The organism is Nocardia sp. NPDC004260, assembly GCF_053603155.1.
In genome coordinates this window covers 36,526-53,002 of sequence record NZ_JBSGEZ010000001.1, presented here as the reverse complement: position 1 = coordinate 53,002, position 16,477 = coordinate 36,526, and the positions used below count along the sequence as shown (strand labels likewise).

The 16,477-nt window shown below is 68.5% G+C and carries 15 protein-coding genes; 8 read left to right on the top strand and 7 right to left on the bottom strand.

What is annotated here, in order from left to right:
• Nucleotides 1-59: 59 nt before the first annotated feature.
• Nucleotides 60-1,862, bottom strand: a complete 1,803-nt coding sequence (locus ACWEO7_RS00255) for an ABC-F family ATP-binding cassette domain-containing protein (RefSeq protein WP_452419836.1) — start codon at nt 1,860-1,862, stop codon at nt 60-62.
• 292 nt (nt 1,863-2,154) lie between these two features.
• On the opposite strand from ACWEO7_RS00255, the gene ACWEO7_RS00250 reads away from it, so the two are divergent.
• Nucleotides 2,155-3,003: an LLM class flavin-dependent oxidoreductase gene (locus tag ACWEO7_RS00250; RefSeq protein ID WP_452419835.1), complete on the top strand. Its 849-nt coding sequence runs from the start codon at nt 2,155-2,157 to the stop codon at nt 3,001-3,003.
• 39 nt (nt 3,004-3,042) lie between these two features.
• On the opposite strand, the gene ACWEO7_RS00245 is transcribed toward ACWEO7_RS00250, so the two are convergent.
• Both ACWEO7_RS00245 and ACWEO7_RS00240 read right to left on the bottom strand, forming a co-directional pair.
• Nucleotides 3,043-3,978 (bottom strand): 4-(cytidine 5'-diphospho)-2-C-methyl-D-erythritol kinase, encoded by a 936-nt coding sequence (locus tag ACWEO7_RS00245; protein ID WP_452419834.1) that lies wholly within the window; start codon nt 3,976-3,978, stop codon nt 3,043-3,045.
• Between the two features lie 202 nt (nt 3,979-4,180).
• Nucleotides 4,181-4,933, bottom strand: coding sequence for an SDR family oxidoreductase (locus ACWEO7_RS00240; protein WP_452419833.1), 753 nt, complete (start codon nt 4,931-4,933; stop codon nt 4,181-4,183).
• A gap of 75 nt (nt 4,934-5,008) precedes the next feature.
• On the opposite strand from ACWEO7_RS00240, the gene ACWEO7_RS00235 reads away from it, so the two are divergent.
• Entirely contained in the window at nt 5,009-5,602 is a 594-nt protein-coding gene (locus ACWEO7_RS00235; protein ID WP_379255400.1) for a TetR/AcrR family transcriptional regulator, read from the top strand.
• On the opposite strand, the gene ACWEO7_RS00230 is transcribed toward ACWEO7_RS00235, so the two are convergent.
• Together ACWEO7_RS00230 and ACWEO7_RS00225 are read right to left on the bottom strand one after the other, a co-directional pair.
• On the bottom strand, nt 5,599-6,492 hold the full coding sequence (locus ACWEO7_RS00230; protein ID WP_452419832.1) for an Abi-alpha family protein: 894 nt from the start codon (nt 6,490-6,492) through the stop codon (nt 5,599-5,601). The genes ACWEO7_RS00235 and ACWEO7_RS00230 overlap by 4 nt on opposite strands.
• The gene (locus ACWEO7_RS00225) at nt 6,483-7,757 is read right to left on the bottom strand and encodes a hypothetical protein (RefSeq protein ID WP_452419831.1); all 1,275 of its coding nucleotides are present in this window, start codon (nt 7,755-7,757) and stop codon (nt 6,483-6,485) included. The genes ACWEO7_RS00230 and ACWEO7_RS00225 overlap by 10 nt, the downstream gene beginning before the upstream one ends.
• A gap of 241 nt (nt 7,758-7,998) precedes the next feature.
• Between ACWEO7_RS00225 and ACWEO7_RS00220 the strand changes: the two genes are divergently transcribed.
• Nucleotides 7,999-8,877: an Abi-alpha family protein gene (locus ACWEO7_RS00220; protein WP_355074531.1), complete on the top strand. Its 879-nt coding sequence runs from the start codon at nt 7,999-8,001 to the stop codon at nt 8,875-8,877.
• Nucleotides 8,878-9,339: 462 nt separating this feature from the next.
• Nucleotides 9,340-9,858: a nuclear transport factor 2 family protein gene (locus tag ACWEO7_RS00215; RefSeq protein ID WP_450020430.1), complete on the top strand. Its 519-nt coding sequence runs from the start codon at nt 9,340-9,342 to the stop codon at nt 9,856-9,858.
• 1 nt (nt 9,859) lies between these two features.
• On the opposite strand, the gene ACWEO7_RS00210 is transcribed toward ACWEO7_RS00215, so the two are convergent.
• Complete coding sequence (locus tag ACWEO7_RS00210) at nt 9,860-11,503, bottom strand: peptide chain release factor 3 (RefSeq protein WP_452419830.1); 1,644 nt, start codon at nt 11,501-11,503, stop codon at nt 9,860-9,862.
• Between the two features lie 303 nt (nt 11,504-11,806).
• On the opposite strand from ACWEO7_RS00210, the gene ACWEO7_RS00205 reads away from it, so the two are divergent.
• From ACWEO7_RS00205 to ACWEO7_RS00190, 4 genes are all read left to right on the top strand, one after another.
• The gene (locus tag ACWEO7_RS00205) at nt 11,807-12,409 is read left to right on the top strand and encodes a 50S ribosomal protein L25/general stress protein Ctc (protein WP_450020399.1); all 603 of its coding nucleotides are present in this window, start codon (nt 11,807-11,809) and stop codon (nt 12,407-12,409) included.
• A complete protein-coding gene (pth, locus tag ACWEO7_RS00200; RefSeq protein WP_452419829.1) occupies nt 12,375-12,989 on the top strand; it encodes an aminoacyl-tRNA hydrolase in 615 nt (204 codons plus the stop codon). The genes ACWEO7_RS00205 and pth overlap by 35 nt, the downstream gene beginning before the upstream one ends.
• Nucleotides 12,990-13,389: 400 nt before the next feature.
• Entirely contained in the window at nt 13,390-14,136 is a 747-nt protein-coding gene (locus ACWEO7_RS00195; RefSeq protein ID WP_452419828.1) for an alpha/beta fold hydrolase, read from the top strand.
• A gap of 183 nt (nt 14,137-14,319) precedes the next feature.
• Nucleotides 14,320-14,787, top strand: a complete 468-nt coding sequence (locus ACWEO7_RS00190) for a MarR family winged helix-turn-helix transcriptional regulator (protein ID WP_397076281.1) — start codon at nt 14,320-14,322, stop codon at nt 14,785-14,787.
• Between the two features lie 33 nt (nt 14,788-14,820).
• Here the strand turns inward: ACWEO7_RS00190 and ACWEO7_RS00185 are convergent, their stop codons facing one another.
• The gene (locus ACWEO7_RS00185; RefSeq protein WP_452419827.1) at nt 14,821-16,473 is read right to left on the bottom strand and encodes a fatty acyl-AMP ligase; all 1,653 of its coding nucleotides are present in this window, start codon (nt 16,471-16,473) and stop codon (nt 14,821-14,823) included.
• Nucleotides 16,474-16,477 lie beyond the last annotated feature (4 nt).

Here is a 16,477-nt window from a genome sequence, read left to right as displayed (position 1 = left end):
ACCCCCGACATCCGAAAGATACCCCCTCAGGGTATGTGGCCGCAAGGGGCGGCCGGGCCTCACACGCCTTCGGCCAGTTCCATCCAGCGCTCTTCGGCCGTTTCCTTCTCCGCGAGCACCTGCTTGAGCTCCGCGCCCAGGTTGACCAGCTTGTCCGGGTCGGTGGCGGCGTCGGCCAGCGCGACGTGCAAGCGCTGCTCGCGCTCGGACAGCTTGTCGATGGCGCGTTCCAACCGGGTCAGCTCCTTGCGGGCCGCGCGGTAGGCCGCGGAATCGGTGGCCGGGGCGTCGGCGGGCTTGGCATCCGGTGTGGCGGTGCGGGTCTGGTTCGCCGCGAGGGCCGCGCGCTTGGTCAGGTACTCCTCGATGCCGCCGGGAAGGTTGGTGAGCTTTCCGTCGCCGAACAACGCCCAGGTCGAGTCGCAGATCCGTTCGATGAGGTACCGGTCGTGGCTGATCACGACCAGCGTGCCGGCCCAGTTGTCGAGCAGGTCCTCCAGCTGTTGCAGGGTGTCGATGTCCAGGTCGTTGGTCGGCTCGTCGAGCAGCAGCACGTTCGGTTCGGACATGAGGATGCGGGTCAGCTGCAGGCGTCGCCGCTCGCCGCCGGACAGGTCGCCGACCGGCGTGCGCTGGCGGGCGGGGGTGAAACCGAGTCGCTCGGCCAGCTGTCCCGCCGAGATCTCCTTGTCGCCCAGCATGATTCGCTGCGCCACCTGCTGCACCGCCTCCAGCACGCGCAGGTCGGTGGGCAGGTCGTCGAGCTCCTGGCGCAGCCAGCCGATCTGCACGGTCTGGCCTTGGATGCGCTTGCCCGCGGCCAAGGTCGTGTCGGTGTCGCCCGCGAGGGCGCGCAGCAGCGTCGTCTTGCCCGAGCCGTTGACACCGACCAGGCCGACGCGCTCGCCCGGCGCCAGCCGCCAGGTCAGGTCGCGCACCAATTCCCGGTCGTCCGGCGTGGTGAGCGTGACGTCCTCCAGCTCGACGACCACGCGGCCGAGGCGTTTGCGCGCGAAGGCGGCCAGCGAGACGCTGTCGCGCGGCGGCGGCACGTCGGCGATCAGGGCTTCGGCGGCCTCGACCCGGTAGCGCGGCTTGGATGTGCGCGCCTGCGGGCCGCGCCGCAGCCACGCCAGTTCCTTGCGGGCCAGATTGCGCCGCCGGGCCTCGGAGGCATCGGCCTGGCGGGCGCGCTCGGCGCGGGCGAAGATCCAGTCGCCGTAGCCGCCCTCGTAGCTCTCGACCTTGCCGCCGACCACTTCCCAGGTGTTGGTGGCGACGGTGTCGAGGAACCAGCGATCGTGGGTCACCACGACCAGCGCGCTGCGGCGGCCGAGCAGGTGTGCGGCCAGCCACTGCACACCCTCGACATCCAGGTGGTTGGTCGGCTCGTCGAGCACGAGCAGGTCGAGTTCGCGCACCAGCGCGGCGGCGAGCGCGACCCGGCGGCGCTCGCCGCCGGAGAGGTTGTCCACCGGGGTGTCCATGCCGAGACCGGCGATGCCGATGCCGTCCATCACCGAGCGGATGCGCGGGTCGGCGGCCCATTCGTGTTCGGCGACCTCGTCGGTCATGGCGTCGTCGGCCAGCCCGGCCAGCACCACCGATCCGACCGTCGCGCCGGCGGGCAGCACACCGCGCTGCGTCACCACGGCCATGCGCAGGCCGCCGAGTCTGCTGACCCTGCCGCTGTCGGGTTCCTCGATGCCGGTGAGCACCTCGAGCAGGGTGGTCTTGCCGCCGCCGTTGAGGCCGACGACTCCGATCCGTTCGCCCGCGTGCACGCCGAGCGAGACGTTGTCCAGCAGCGGCTTGATCCCGAAGCTCTTGTGGACCTGTTCGAGATTGATCAGGTTGGACATGGATCCTTCCGTGTCTTGCGGGGGCGGTCCGATCAGACCTTCCTGTCGCGGCCCTGGGGCCCCGGGCCAGCGTACCGATCTGGGTGGACCGCCTGTCGTCCCGGCGAACGGCGGCGAGCTTGCGGGACGAACAATGTTCGTCTAGATTGATCGCGACCGAACGCTGTTCGTTCTCATGCAACCGAATCGGCGCTCCCCAGAAGTACAGCCGCAGAGTGGGACGCCCGCCTCCTATCCGAAGGCGTCGGCGGGCGGCACTATTCCCATTCCGCATGCTCTCTGGAGGATTCTCATGCACGTCGGCCTCGGCCTGCCCATCTCCGATCCCGCCGCGTTGCTCGACTGGGCTCGGCGCGCCGACGCGGGCCCGTTCCGCACGCTCGGCCTGCTCGACCGGCTGGTCTACGACAATCCCGAACCGCTGATCGCGCTGGCCACGATCGCCGGCGCGACCAGCCGCGTCCGAGTGCAAACCGAAGTGCTGCTCGCGCCGTTGCGCGACCCGGTGCTGCTCGCCAAACAGGCCGCCACGCTGGACCGGATGTCCGGGGGACGGCTGGTGCTCGGACTCGGCGTCGGCGGTCGCGCCGACGACCACCTCGCCTCGGGCACCGACCCGCGCACCCGGGGCCGCCGCCTCGACGAGCAACTCGCGCTCATGCGCCGCCTGTGGGCCGGTGAGCCCTACGGCGAGGAGTGCGGACCGATCGGCCCCGTGCCACTGCGCCCGGAAGGGCCCGAAATCCTGTTCGGCGGTTTCCAGCCCGCCGCGCTCGAACGCGTCGGTCGGTGGGGCAGTGGATTTCTCGCCGCCGCCCCACCGTCGTGGGCGGGCGGGCTGTTCGACACCGTGCGCCGTTCCTGGACCGACCACGGCCGGCCGGGCGCGCCGCGGATCGTCGCCCAGGTCAACGTCGCCCTCGGTCCGGACGACGTCATCGAGGACGCCCGCGCGTCGATGGGCGCCTACTACGCGTTCACCGGCCGCGCCGAAGGCATGCTCGAAGGCATGCTCACCACGCCCGCGCGGATCCGCACCGCCATGGCGCAATTCGGCGATCTCGGCGCGGACGAGGTGATGTTCTATTGCTACGGTCGCGACGCCGATCAGATCGATCGAATCGCCGACGCGCTGCCCTGAGCGGGGCTGTACACCGCGTCCGTTCGCGGCCTACGGCGGTCAGTGCTTACCGGGTGCGTCGCCGCTGAGGACGCGCGCGCCCGGCACGGGTCCGCTGGCGGTCCGCACGCTGCGGCAGACGCCCGCGCCCGCGAGTTCGGCGGCCACCGAGATCGCCGACTGCTCGCTCTCGCAGAGGAACGCGCAGGTGGGCCCGGAACCGGAGACCAATCCGGCCAGCGCACCCGCGGTGATGCCCGCGCGCAACGTGCGGCGCAGTTCCGGCTTCAGCGACACCGCCGCCGCTTGGAGATCGTTGCCGAGCAGGGGTGCGAGCTGCCGCGCATCGCCGGAGGCCAACGCCTGCATCAGTTGCTGCGGCTCGCCGAGCCGGGGCGGTTCGCCGTGCTCGCGCAACCGGTCGAGTTCGGCGAACACCGCGGGAGTGGACAAGCCACCTTTTGCGAACGCGAGCACCCAGTGAAACGTGTTGCGGGACAGCACCGGCAACAGGCGCTCGCCGCGGCCGGTGCCCAGCGCGGTGCCGCCGTGCAGGGCGAACGGCACGTCGCTGCCGAGTTCGGCCGCCACCGCGCTCAGTTCCTCCCTGGACAGTCCCAGGTCCCACAGTTCGTTCAGCCCGACCAGCGCGGCGGCGGCGTCGGCGCTGCCGCCCGCCATGCCCCCTGCCACCGGAATGCCTTTGGTGATGGCGATTTCCACCAGGGGAGCGCGGCCGCCGAGGTGCGCCAGCCGGACGGCGGCTTTCCATACCAGATTCGTCCGGTCGGTCGGCACCTCCGCGGCGCCCTCACCCGTGACCCGGACGGCCAGCGAAGCCGACGGCGCGATCTCCAGATCGTCGCTCAGGGATAGTGCTTGGAACACCGTGGTCAGGTCGTGGTAGCCATCGGCCCGCAGGTCGCCCACTCCGAGATGGAGGTTCACCTTCGACGGCGCCCGCACGGTGACGGGACTCGGCACAACTGACAGCACGGTGCTCAAGCGTAATGGGTGCAGTCGGGCGGAGTCCGTCCTCAGTCCGCGCACGGCCGCAGCGAGGGCGGAGGTACGTCTATGGGTGGAGTCGGACGCGGAGTCCGTCCTCAGCTCGCGCACGGCCGCGGCGAGGGCGGAGGTACGCCTGATGGGTGCAGTCGGGCGATGCCGGTCCGTAGCTCGCGCGCGGGAAAGGCGCTTACAGCAGCGCGCCGCCGGTGGCATCGATCCACTGCCCGGTCACCCACCGGGCGTCGTCGGAGGCGAGGAACCCGACGACGTCGGCGACGTCGTCGGCCTGCGCCACGCGGTCGAGCGGGGACATCGTCGCCACCGACGCCTGTGCTTCGGCGTTGCGCAGCCAGTTCGCGTTCATGTCGGTGTCGATGATCCCCGGCCCGACCGCGTTCACGGTGATGCCGCGCGCGCCGACCTCCTTCGCGAGCACGCTGGTGAAACTGTCCAGCGCGGCCTTGGTCATGGTGTAGGCGATCAGTTGCGGCATGTATGCGCCGTGGGTCAGTCCGGTGGAGATGTTGACGATCCGCCCGCCCGTGCGCAACCGGTCCAAGCCGAGGCGGGTGATGAAGAAGGGGGCCTTGGCGTTGATCGCGAAGACCCGGTCGAACGCCGCCTCGTCGGTTCCGGCGATCGGCTCCCTGATCCCGTCGGTGCCCGCGTTGTTCACCAGGATGTCCAGCCCGTCGGCGTGCGCGTCGAAGGCCGCCCACAGCGTCTCGGCGTCGCCGGGCACGCCCAGTTCGGCGCGGATCGCGAACGCCGCGCCGCCCGAAGCCTCGATCGCGGCGACGGTCGCCTTCGCCGCCTGTTCGTCGCGGTGGTAGTGGACCGCGACGCGCGCGCCGTCACGCGCCAGTCGTTCGGCGATCGCTCGCCCGATGCCCCGGCTGCTTCCGGTGACCAGTGCCGTCTTGCCCGTCAGTGCGCCCATGGCGCGCCCCTTTCTCTAGCGACCGCTACAGAAAGAAAGTAGCACATTCTCTAGTGATCGCTATAAAATTGCGCCATGAGCACGACGACCCGAGGACGGCCGCGATCCTTCGATCGGGACGCGGCGCTGGACAAGGCCATGCGGCTGTTCTGGGCCCGTGGGTACGAGGCCACCTCGATCGGGGACCTGACCGCGGCCATGGGCATCGGCGCACCCAGCCTGTACGCGGCGTTCGGGGACAAGAAGACGTTGTTCGGCGAGGTCGTCGCGAAATTCGGCGACCGCTACGGCGGATTCGTCGCGCGGGCGCTGGCCGAGGAGGACACCGCGGAGGCGGCGGTGCGGCGGATTCTGCGGGAGGCGGCGACGGAATACACCCGGCCGGAATGTCCGCACGGCTGTCTGGTGATCAGCGCGGGCGTCAACACCACCAGCGCCGAGATCGCCGATCTCCTGCGCGATATGCGCAATCGGAACATCGACACGTTCGCCGCGCGCATTCAGGCCGACATCGACGCGGGCGTCCTGCCGGGCCACCTCGACGCGCGCACGCTGGCCCGCTACGTCGGCACGGTGATGCAGGGCATGTCCCAGGCGGCGCGCGACGGCGCAGGCCGGGCGGAATTGGAGCGGGTGGCCGAGATGGCGCTGCGCGGCTGGGGGCCCTAGTGGCCCGAGGCGCGTCCGTCCTGCACGACCACCGGCAGGCAGGTGCGCACGAAGTCCGCGCCGAAGTCGGTGAGCACCACGCTGCGGTAGATCACCTTGGTGCCGAACCCGGAGCGCTTCAGCATCTCCCGCACCGGTGACTGCGCCTCCAGCAGCTGGTACCGGTTCGGATTGCCGACCGGCTCGCGCGCGTGCTCGATCAAACCGAGCCTGCGCAGGTTGGTCAGGTACTGCTGGATCCGGTTCGGAAAGCGCAGGCCCGAGTGCTCGCCGATCAGCGTGAGCATCGAGCCCAGGCGTTCGGAGCCGAGCGCGCGCGGGCGGCCGGTGCGGATGTCGATCGAGGGCTGTGGCCCGTCAAGATGCAGGAAGCGCAGGATGCGCGCTTCGTCCGGGGTCAGCTCGGCGAGCATGCCCGCGAAGGCCGGATGGTTGTCATCCTCGCCATGCGGGCTGGCCGACAATCGCAGCAGCGCGGCGCCCTGCTCACGCAGCGTCGGCACCGCTTCCTGCGTGACCGGTTCCGTTGCGCCGGGCATCCCGAGCGCCTTGCGCATCGCGTCACGGACCTCGGACTCGGCCTCGGCCAGCACTTCTCGCGGCGGCGCTCCCTCGATGCTGCGCCGTACGACGGTCGAGGTGACGCCGACCGCGGTGCCGACACTCCAGGACGTCACCCCGGTGACCGCGGTCCATGCGACCCGCGCGACGCCCGTCGCCGCACGCACGGTGGCGAGGGGAACCGTTACCCGTCTGGGTAATTCGTCGGTGTGCGCGATGTCCGAAGCCGGCCGCCGGGCGATCTCCTGCGATGGCTCGGCATTCGCCGCCGCCGCGTCGAGGTGCTCGACGGCCTGGATATCGCCGTCGTCCGGACCCGCTACAGCCATGATGTCGCCACTCCCGTTCCGAAGATCAGGATATGAGCGTATCCGGCGAACAGTCCCAACACGCCGCCATGGACGAAAAGGAGCCATTCATCCTGCTTGATGGCCGCGCGCAGCATGTCGACGAAGTCCGGCGGCGACAACATCGCCATCTGCCTCGCGATGTATTCGTTGATCTGCCTGCCCTGGCGGATGTTGAATTCCGGGTCGGCGAACGCGATCGGCGCGATGGCCATGGCTTCGCTGGTGAACGTCGATTGCAGCGAGTCGTACTCGCGGCTGCCGAGCACGAACTTGACCGCGGGACGCGCCGGACCGAGCGCGCGGTCGGCGGCCGGGCGCAGCGTGTCCTCCAGCATCTGCATGGTGCGGTCCGAGCGGGGGCCGTTGAGCAACTCGTCGCCGATATTCGCCACGGTGATCACCTGGCTGGAAACCAATTCCGCGTATCCGTCGGTGATTTCGGACTTGCGTTTGATCAGCAGGCCCTGCCGCCACGGGACCCACCACTTCGGATACGCGGGCGCGAAGATCATATTGATGCCGATCCAGTTGACCACCCAGCCGATGATCACGCCGCCGATCGGCAGCACGACCAGGCTGGACCAGCCGGTCACATGCAGGATGACGACCAGCAGCACACCCATCGGCGCGCCGAAGTAGAAACCGAAGTTCTGCATGAAACGCAGTTCCTTCGCGCCGAGCACCTGGAACAGCGTGTTGAGCAGATGCGGCCGGGCCTGGAAGTAGCGGATCACCATCTGCTTCACATCGAGCAGCTGATCGATATTCGCGCCCAATTCCTCGGTCAGCTCGCGCAGGATCTCCGGCAGTTGCTGGCGCACCCTGGCGTGCACCATGTCGCGCACCTGGGCGGGCAGGTTGTACCAGAGCTGCGGATGCTCGCGGCGCAGGATGTCCTCGACGATGTCCTTGATCTGCGCGTCGGCGATGCTCGCGAGGTGCTCGGCCAGCTTGTCCGGCTCGAGTTCCCGATAGAAGTCCGCGACGCTGCCGAGTTTGGCCAAGCCCTTGTCGACCGCGATGCTGGCCATCTTGTCCGCACGCGACGGGACGATGCCCTGCCAGCCGACCCGGCCGTCGTAGCTCAGTAGCGGGAGAACTTGAATTCGCTTGGGAAGGAACGGATACAGCGCGCGCAGACCGGGAACTCGAATGCCGTGGAAGGCGACCGGCTTGAACAGCATGAGCACGCCGGTCCAGTTGGTGATGTAGCCGATCACGCCGGTGAAAAGCGGTATGGTCACGAGCTCGAGGAGGATCGTGGGGTGGATTCCGAAAACGCTCTCTAACACGACACCCTCCTGCCGATACACCGGTGATCGCCGCCTCACCGGCACCCAAAACTAGCACCCCCTCGGCGAAGAAACCTTATTGCGCGCCGCGTGCCGGTCGCACTGTCCGAGTCAGGCGGTGCGAATGCCCCGCGACACAAGGGGAAGTAATCTGTGGGACGGATTCGTTCCCCCCGGCGATATCGGAGAAAACGTGGCAGACGACAGGACCGGACAGGACGTGGTACGGCCAGGTCCCCGCGCCGTCGAGCGCAGTTCGGATGTCGAACAGCGGCAGATCAGCAATGAGGCACGGCTGATCCGCGGTGTGTTCCGTGCGGCCGGAGTGGCCGCGGGCACCGTCGTGCGCGGAAGCCAATGGGCGGTCGGCACGACCTACGAGGTCACCAGGGAGATCACCCAGGCCGCGCTGGACGGGGAGTCCTCGGCCGAGATCGCGGAGCGGACCGGAAACGCGTTGCGCTCCATCGCTCGCAGCGCGCTCGGCGTCACCGAGGGGTCGGTCCGGGAGATCGTCAGCTATGTCCCGACCTCCAACGGACCCACCTCGCAGCAAGCGCTGGCCGTCGGGCCGTACCTGCGCTCGGCGAGCACGGAGGAGTTGCGCCGCCGCGGCGACGCGCTGCTGGCCAGGTCCGCCGACGTCTACTTCACCGAGGACGTGCACCCGGCCTACGACCGCATCCTCGACGAGCTCGCTCCCGACGAGGCGCGCATCCTGCGCTTCATGGCGCTCAACGGCCCGCAGCCGTCGGTCGACGTGCGCACCAACCGTCCGCTGGGGATCGGCTCGGAACTGGTGCAGGGCGACCTCACCTCGGTTCCCGAGCAGGCCGGGGTGCGCTACCCGGACCGGTCGCGGTCCTACCTGATCAACCTCAACCGCCTCGGGCTGACGCTGACCTCGGACGATCCGGTGGTCCTGAGCCGCTACATGGTGCTGGAGGTGCAGCCCGTGGTGGAGGCGGCGCTGAAGAAGGCGGGACGGGCGCCGAAGATCGTCCGCAAGAGTCTCCGGCTGACCGAGTTCGGTGAGGACTTCTGCCGCACCTGCTTCACGATCGGAAGCTGACACCCCGAAGTTGATCTTCGTCGGAATGTTCTCTTTCGTCGCGATAGCAATCTGATACAACTCTCCCAATCCGGCACTCGGGATGGGATTGTTGAGGGTATGGATCAGCGAACCGGCGGGCAGGGGCGCGGCGACCCAGGTTTGGGCATCGCTGGGCAAACGCGTAACGACCGGGGCAAGGGTCCCGGTAATCAGCAGCGCGACGACCCGGGTTTCCCCCCGGGCCGGCAGGAGCGCGGCGGTGTGGACATAGATTCGAGCGGGCCGGAGCCCGAGGAACGAGATATCGGCACGGCCGGTCCCGCGCCGAGCCGTGGTCAGCGGGCGGCGAGCACCGGCGAACGAGATCCCGGTGACCTGCGCGCCGACGAGCGGCTGCCCTTCGACGCGGGGCCGATCGACTTCGGGCGGGTGCGCGACGACCCACGCCCGACCCGCGGCGAGGAGCGGGAGCCGGACGACGTGTCGGCGATCTCGCGGTTGAAATACCGGTACCTGCGTACTCTCGACACCAAGTCGTGGGATGAATTCGCCGATACCATGATCCCCGAGGCGACCGCGACCTACAGCGAATACCTCCAGTTCGAATCGCGCGAGGCTTTCATCGCGTTCATGCGCAACACGCTCGGGCCGCACGTGATCACCGAACACCGCTGTGACCACCCCGAGATCGATGTCGACGGCGACACCGCCACGGGCACCTGGTACCTCGCCGACACGGTGCTCATTCCGGGCCACAACATGCTGCTGCGCGGCGCGGCCTTCTACACCGACCGCTACGTGCGCTGCGATGACGCGCGGTGGCGGATCTCGCACACCGGCTACGAACGCACCTACGAAGTGGTGCTCTCCCTCAGCGACCTGCCCAGCCTGCGCCTGACCTCCAGCCGCTGGGGCCTGATCGCCAAGGAGGACGGCATCTCATCGATCGAACGCGACCCCGGCGCAGCGCCGCTGCGGCCGGAGTCCGAAGCCGGCTGACTCAGTCGGCCGTAGCGACCAGGGGCTCCAGGGTGAGCGCCGGGTGCTCCTTCTCGATGTATTGCAGCCGCCACTTGTCGCTGAACAACGCGAGCAGCGCACCGTCTGAGCGGGTGAACACCTCCACCCCGCGCTGCCGCCCGAGTTCGTCCGCCGACGCGGCGTCGGTGCGCCGGGCCAGCGTGTAGGCGAGGTGTTCCATCGTGGTCTCGACGTTGAACTCCGCGAGCATGCGCGCGGTCACCACTTCGAACTGCATCGGGCCGACCGCGGCCAGCACGGGAGACGCGTCGCCGCGGATGTCGTTGCGCAGCACCTGCACGACGCCCTCGGAATCGAGTTGTTCCACGGCCTTGCGGAACTGCTTGTATTTGCCCGCGCTGCGGGCTCGCAGCACCGCGAAATGTTCCGGTGCGAACGAGGGGATCGGCGGGAACTCCACCTTCTTGTCCACGAACAGCGTGTGCCCCGGCGCAAGCGCCGTCGCGTTGACCAAGCCGACGACGTCACCCGGGTACGCGGTGTCGACGGTGGCGCGTTCGCGGCCGAACACGGTCAGCGCGTACTTGGTGGCGAACGGCCGACCGGTCTGCGCGTGGGTGACCACCATGCCGCGTTCGAATTCGCCGGACACGATCCGCATGAACGCGAGGCGATCGCGGTGGGCGGCGTCCATGCCCGCCTGCACCTTGAACACCACCGCGCTGAACGGGTCGCCGGTCTCGCGCGGCTTGCCGTCGACGTCACGCCGCGAACCGGGTGCGGGCGCGAGCGCGACCAGGGTCTCCAGCAGTTGCCGCACGCCGAAGTTCAACATCGCCGAGGCGTAGATGACCGGCGAGGTCTGCCCGGCGAGGAACAGTTCCTGGTCGTGGTCCTGGCCGGTGGCCGAGAGCAACTCGCTCTCCTCCGCGGCGGTGCTCCACGGCTCGCCTTCGCGCGCCTCCGCGGCCTCCGGGGTGATCGACTCCTCCGGCGCGATGGTCGCGCCGCCCGCCGTGCGCGTGAAGTGGATGTATTCGAGCGGGACACCGTCCGGGCCGCGCCGCAGCAGGCCGCGGAAGTCCCCCGCGATGCCGACCGGAAGGAACAGCGGGGTGGGGGTGAGTCCGATCCGCTCGTTGATCTCGTCGAGCAGTTCCAGCGGCGCCCGCCCCGGCCGGTCCCACTTGTTGATCACGGTGATCACCGGGATGCCGCGGTGGCGGCAGACCTGGAACAGTTTCAGCGTCTGCGGCTCCAAGCCCTTGGCCGCGTCGATCAGCATCACCGCGGCGTCGACGGCGGTGAGCACCCGGTAGGTGTCCTCGGAGAAATCGGAGTGGCCGGGGGTGTCGACCAGGTTGATGACGCTGTCCACATCGGAGCCCCTGGCGCGGTAGTTGAACTGCAGCGCGGTCGAGCTGACCGAGATGCCGCGCGCCTTCTCCATCTCCATCCAGTCCGAGACGGTCGACTTGCGCCCGGCCTTACCGTGGATCGCGCCCGCCTCGGAAATCATCCTGGCGTGCAGCGCCAGCGCCTCGGTGAGCGTGGACTTGCCCGCGTCGGGATGGGAGATCACCGCGAACGTGCGCCGGCGGGCTACCTCGGCGGATAACCCACGGGATGCGGGCGCGACAACACCCTCAGGGGAGGCGCTCAACGCAAGACAACCTTTCGCAGACGACCGATCGGCAACCCCGCCAGCGTACGCGACTCGCTCGAGCGCGGGCCGAACCGCCGGTGACCACCCGATTCAAAGAGCGCCTCTGCGCTGGGGTATGGTGTTCGGGTTGTCTCGGCGAGGGTGACCGCAGACCAGTTTTGCGACACCGTGATCGACGCGGCGCGGCTTCCGGCCGTCCCTGTTCGGTCTTCGCCCCGACGAATAGACCATCCGTCAGGTGTGCAGCACCCCTGACGTGTAACTGACCAGCCCGGAAGAGCCGTAGGAGTAGATCCAGTCATGTCCGACGTCAACCTTCTCGAAGCATCCGTACGCACCGAGTTCGGCAAGGGTGCCGCGCGCCGCACCCGTCGTGCGGGCAACGTCCCGGCCGTACTGTACGGCCACCAGGCCGACCCGCAGCATCTGTCGGTGAACGCCCAGGCCTTCGCCGCCATCCTGCGTGAGCACGGCACCAACGCGGTGCTGAACCTCGTCATCGACGGCAAGAAGCAGCTCGCGCTGACCAAATCCGTCGTGGTGCACCCGATCCGCCGCTACATCGAGCACGCCGACCTGCTGATCATCAAGCGCGGCGAGAAGGTCACCGCCGATGTGCCCGTCACCGTCGTCGGCGATGCCGCCGCGGGCACCCTGATCACCCAGGAAGCCACCACCGTCTCCATCGAGGCCGACGCGCTGAAGCTGCCCGAGGCCATCGAGGTCTCCGTCGAGGGCGCCGAGCCGGGCACCCAGATCACCGCGGGCGCGCTGGAGCTGCCCGCCGGCGTCGAGCTGGCCGCCGATGCCGAGACCCTGATCGTCAACGTCATCGCCGCCCCGGCTGCCGAGCCCGTCGAGGGCGAGGGTGCGGCCGAGGCCGAGGGCGAGAGCGCTGAGTAGTACCGAATCGTCCGCCGGGCCCGCGCTCGTCGTCGGACTGGGCAATCCAGGTCCCGAATACGAGCGCACCCGGCACAATGTCGGTTTCCTGGTCGCCGACGTGCTCGCCGAGCGCGTCGGCGGCCGTTTCGGTGTACACAAGAAATCCGGCGCCGACCTGCTGCAGGCGCGGCTGGACGGGCGCCAGGTGCTGATCGCCAAGCCGCGTTCGTTCATGAACCTGTCCGGCAGGCCGGTGGCCGCGCTGGCGAATTTCTTCTCCGTGCCGCCGACCGAGGTGATCGTCGTGCACGACGAACTCGACCTGCCGTTCGGCTCCATCCGGCTCAAGCGCGGCGGCGGTGAGGGCGGGCACAACGGACTTCGCTCCGTCTCCAGCGCCCTGACCACCAAGGACTACTTGCGCACCCGCATCGGCATCGGCCGTCCGCCGGGCCGCCAGGACCCGGCCGATTACGTGTTGAAGCCGTTCTCCACGCCGGAGCGCAAAGAGGTCCCGGTGATCATCGAGCAGGCCGCCGACGCGGTGGAACTGCTGCTGCGCGTCGGGCTGGAGACCGCGCAGAACCAGTTGCACTGAGCCGCAAGCGCTATCCGCCCAGAACGGGTCGGTCTTCGCCAGAACTCGGCCGCATCATCACGGCAGGGGTGCGATCGTCCTGCGACGTCCCCGGCTCGCGGGCTTCCTTGCCGACCTCGGCGACGAAGGCTGCCAGTACTTCGCGATAATCCACTGTTCGGGACACCGATGACGGCGGCTTCGGTGACCGCGAGTCGCGGCTGCGCGGACCTTCCGGCTCTACCAGGGATCGCGAACGTCGATCGCACCCATGGCGTCCACCGCATCCGATCGGGGGACACGTATCCGCTAATGCATGTCGTGTCATTAAATTGCGCGACATTCAACCCTGTTGGGCGCATGGGTGTGACGCTGCGCGCATATTAGATTACACGACATGTATGTCGTGTAATCTAATGGCATGAGTAATCCAACGCTTGTTTTCGTTCCTTGTTTCTCCGGCGCACCGTGGGAGCTCGAACAGCTCGTCCCGCTGGCCGACCGGCCCATGCGCACGATGCGACTGCCCGAGGATGTGGCGGACATGGAAACCTATGCCGACGCGGTCGCCGCCGAAGTGGCGGATCTGGATGAGTACGTGCTGGTCGGGGACTCATTCGGGGCGAATGTCGCCTTGGCGCTCGCGGTGCGCCGACCCCTGGGCCTGCGGGGTCTGGTCCTGTCCGGTGGATTCGCGGCCAATCCCATTTCCTCGCCGGTGCTCAAGGCGGCCATGCGTGTGATGGGGAAGATGCGCGGCCCCCTCTATCGGCAGGTGGCGCTTCGCGCGCACGCTCACAATCTGGCATCGCCGCATGACAACGGAGGTCAGATCCGCTGGAGCAAAAGCGATAGTCGCCAGTTCTTCCTGGAGAACACGCCCGCATCCTCGTTCGGCGCTCGCGCGGTCGCCGCACTGAACGCCGACTACACCGCTGGTCTCGGTCGGGTCCAGGTGCCGACGCTGATTTTGACTCCTTCGCACGACGTGCTGATCGGTCCGGAAGCCGCGAGAGTTCTGCGCGAAGGAATCCCGGACGCCCGCGAGGTCGTCTTGGACCGCACCGGACACATGTTCCGCTTCTCTCATCCGCGAACCTACGCGCAGACAGTCGAGAAGTTCCTCCAGGAGGTCGGCCTGACCCGGCCGAGTTTCACACCCGCATGAGTCGGAAGGATCCGGCGCCGGGTAGTGCCGCAGCCGCGGTACTACCCGGACTGTCGCTGGGGGAGGGTGTTCGTGGCTCGGCCGATGTCCGCCGTCGCGAGGGGCCGGTCTCAGGCGGTGAGTGCCGTGTGATCCGATTACACGGCATCAATACATCGAGTCACGTGGTGAGGAGGCCTTTCGATGCGGCAGGCCGAAGAGTTGCGCTACCTCGTATTGGCTGTCCAACGAGAAGGTAATCGAATGCTCGCGGCCGAACTGCGGCCGTTGGGGCTGACTCCCTCTCAGGCCGAGGTTCTGCGGGTGCTGGCCGACCACCAACCCCTGACTCTGGCCGGACTCGGGGAACTTCTGGTCTGCGAGACCGGTGGAAGTCCCAGCAGGCTGGTCGATCGCCTCGTCGCCATGGACCTCATCGAGCGAGAATCCGCGACGGACGATCGTCGGCGAGTCACGCTCTCGCTGACGCCTGCCGGAGAGCAGCTCTCCTCCCGTGTCGCCGAGGTCGAAGAGCGGTTGTACCGAACAATAGACGAGCTCACGGTCGGGAAACCCATGACCGGCGCACTCGAGCTACTGCGCGGTTTCGCCGAACGGTTCCCGGCGGTCCAAGCCGTCGGACGTCGTGCCGATCGGCGGGGCAACCGCTGAAAAGCCGTTCGATGACCGTCGCTCCGGACGTGTTCAGCCGCGCGGCAGATGCATCGCGGTCGCGGCCCTGCGCAGTTTGCCGGAAGACGTCTTCGGTAGTGCGCCGGGGCCGAGCACGGTGACGGTGCGTGGCCGCGCGCCGACCTCCGCGAACACCGAGTGCACGATCTCGCGCTCGATGCGCTTGACCTCGTCGGGATCGTGGTGGCTGCCGCTCTCCACCACCACGGCGAAACTCTCCCGCTTCTGGCCCGCGTCCAGGCGCACCGCCACCGCGTTGCCCGGCCGGACGCCTGCCACCCTGGCCGCCGCGCGCTCGATGTCGGTGGGGTAGATGTTGCGGCCGCCCATGATGATGACGTCCTTGATCCGGCCGCACACCACGATCAGTCCCTCGTCGGTGAAGTAGCCGATGTCGCCGGTGTCCAGCCAGCCCTCGTCGTCCCGCGCCGATTGGAATCCGTCCACCGTCACATAGCCGGAAGTGACCGCGGGACCGCGCAATTCGATCACGCCCACCGAGCGGGCGGGCAACGGTTGACGTTCGCTGTCGACGATCCGGCCCTCCAGGTTGTCGACGAGATAGCCGAGGGTGGGCAATCGCCGGATGTTGGCCGGTTGGCCGTGCTCCTCCGGCACGGGCACCGCCTTGCCGATCGCCTCGAGCAGGTCGGCGTCGATTACGTCGAGCACCTGTCCGTGCCCGGGGTCGGGGATCGAAACGGCGAGCGTGGTCTCGGCCATGCCGTAGACCGGGGTGAGGGCCATCGGGTTGAGCCCGAAGCGTTTTCCGGCAGCGGCCAGGGCCTCCATGGTGTCCGGGTCAACCGGTTCGGCGCCGTTCCACATGTACCGCACGCTGCTGAGGTCGAACGCGCCTTCGTCGGCCTGCCGCAGCCGCCGGGCGAGCAGCGAATAGGCGAAATTCGGTGCGGCGGTGACTGTTCCACGGTACTTGCTGATCAGCTCGGCCCACAGCAGCGGCTTGGTGAGGAAGTCCAGCGGCGTCACGCACACCACTTCGGCACCGAATTGCATAGGGACACTGAGGAATCCGACCATTCCCATGTCGTGGAACAGCGGCAGCCAGCTGACCATCACATCGTCGGCGAGCTGGAATTTCACCCGGTCGAACATGGCGTAGGCGTTGACGAAAAAGTTCTCGTGCGTGATCCGCACCGCCTTGGGCGAGCCGGTCGAGCCGGAAGTCAACTGCTGCAACGCGATATCGCCCTCGGCGGTGGGCACCGGATCGATGTCGGGGCCGCCGGGCAGCTGGTCGATGCGCACGACGGTGATGCCGCGTTCGCGCAACAGCGGCTCGGCCGCCTCGAACGGCGCGCCGAGCACGACCGCCCGCGCCCGGATCATGGTCAGCACGGTTTCGGTGTCGCGCGCCCAGACCACCAGATCGGTGCGGGGAGTCGGCTGGTGCAGCATGGTGATCGACGCGCCGCGCATCCAGATGGCCTGGCAGGCCGGGGCGATGTCGACCGGCATGCCCGCGAGCACGCCGACCGCGTCACCGTGCCCGATACCGGCTTCGGCCAGCCCGCCCGCCATGCGCCGGGCGAGCCGGTGGATCTCCGGCCACGTGCGCCGCAGCGGGGCGCCGGGCTCGCCGGTCACCAGGCCGCGCTCGGAGTTCTCTGCGGTCGCATACATCTCGTCGGTGAATCTGCTCAAAGTC

Coding starts and splice junctions, on each gene's coding strand:
- ACWEO7_RS00255 (WP_452419836.1), bottom strand. CDS start 1,862: ATGTCCAACCTGATCAATCTCGAACAGGTCCACAAGAGCTTCGGGATC.
- ACWEO7_RS00250 (WP_452419835.1), top strand. CDS start 2,155: ATGCACGTCGGCCTCGGCCTGCCCATCTCCGATCCCGCCGCGTTGCTC.
- ACWEO7_RS00240 (WP_452419833.1), bottom strand. CDS start 4,933: ATGGGCGCACTGACGGGCAAGACGGCACTGGTCACCGGAAGCAGCCGG.
- ACWEO7_RS00235 (WP_379255400.1), top strand. CDS start 5,009: ATGAGCACGACGACCCGAGGACGGCCGCGATCCTTCGATCGGGACGCG.
- ACWEO7_RS00230 (WP_452419832.1), bottom strand. CDS start 6,492: ATGGCTGTAGCGGGTCCGGACGACGGCGATATCCAGGCCGTCGAGCAC.
- ACWEO7_RS00205 (WP_450020399.1), top strand. CDS start 11,807: ATGTCCGACGTCAACCTTCTCGAAGCATCCGTACGCACCGAGTTCGGC.
- ACWEO7_RS00195 (WP_452419828.1), top strand. CDS start 13,390: ATGAGTAATCCAACGCTTGTTTTCGTTCCTTGTTTCTCCGGCGCACCG.
- ACWEO7_RS00190 (WP_397076281.1), top strand. CDS start 14,320: ATGCGGCAGGCCGAAGAGTTGCGCTACCTCGTATTGGCTGTCCAACGA.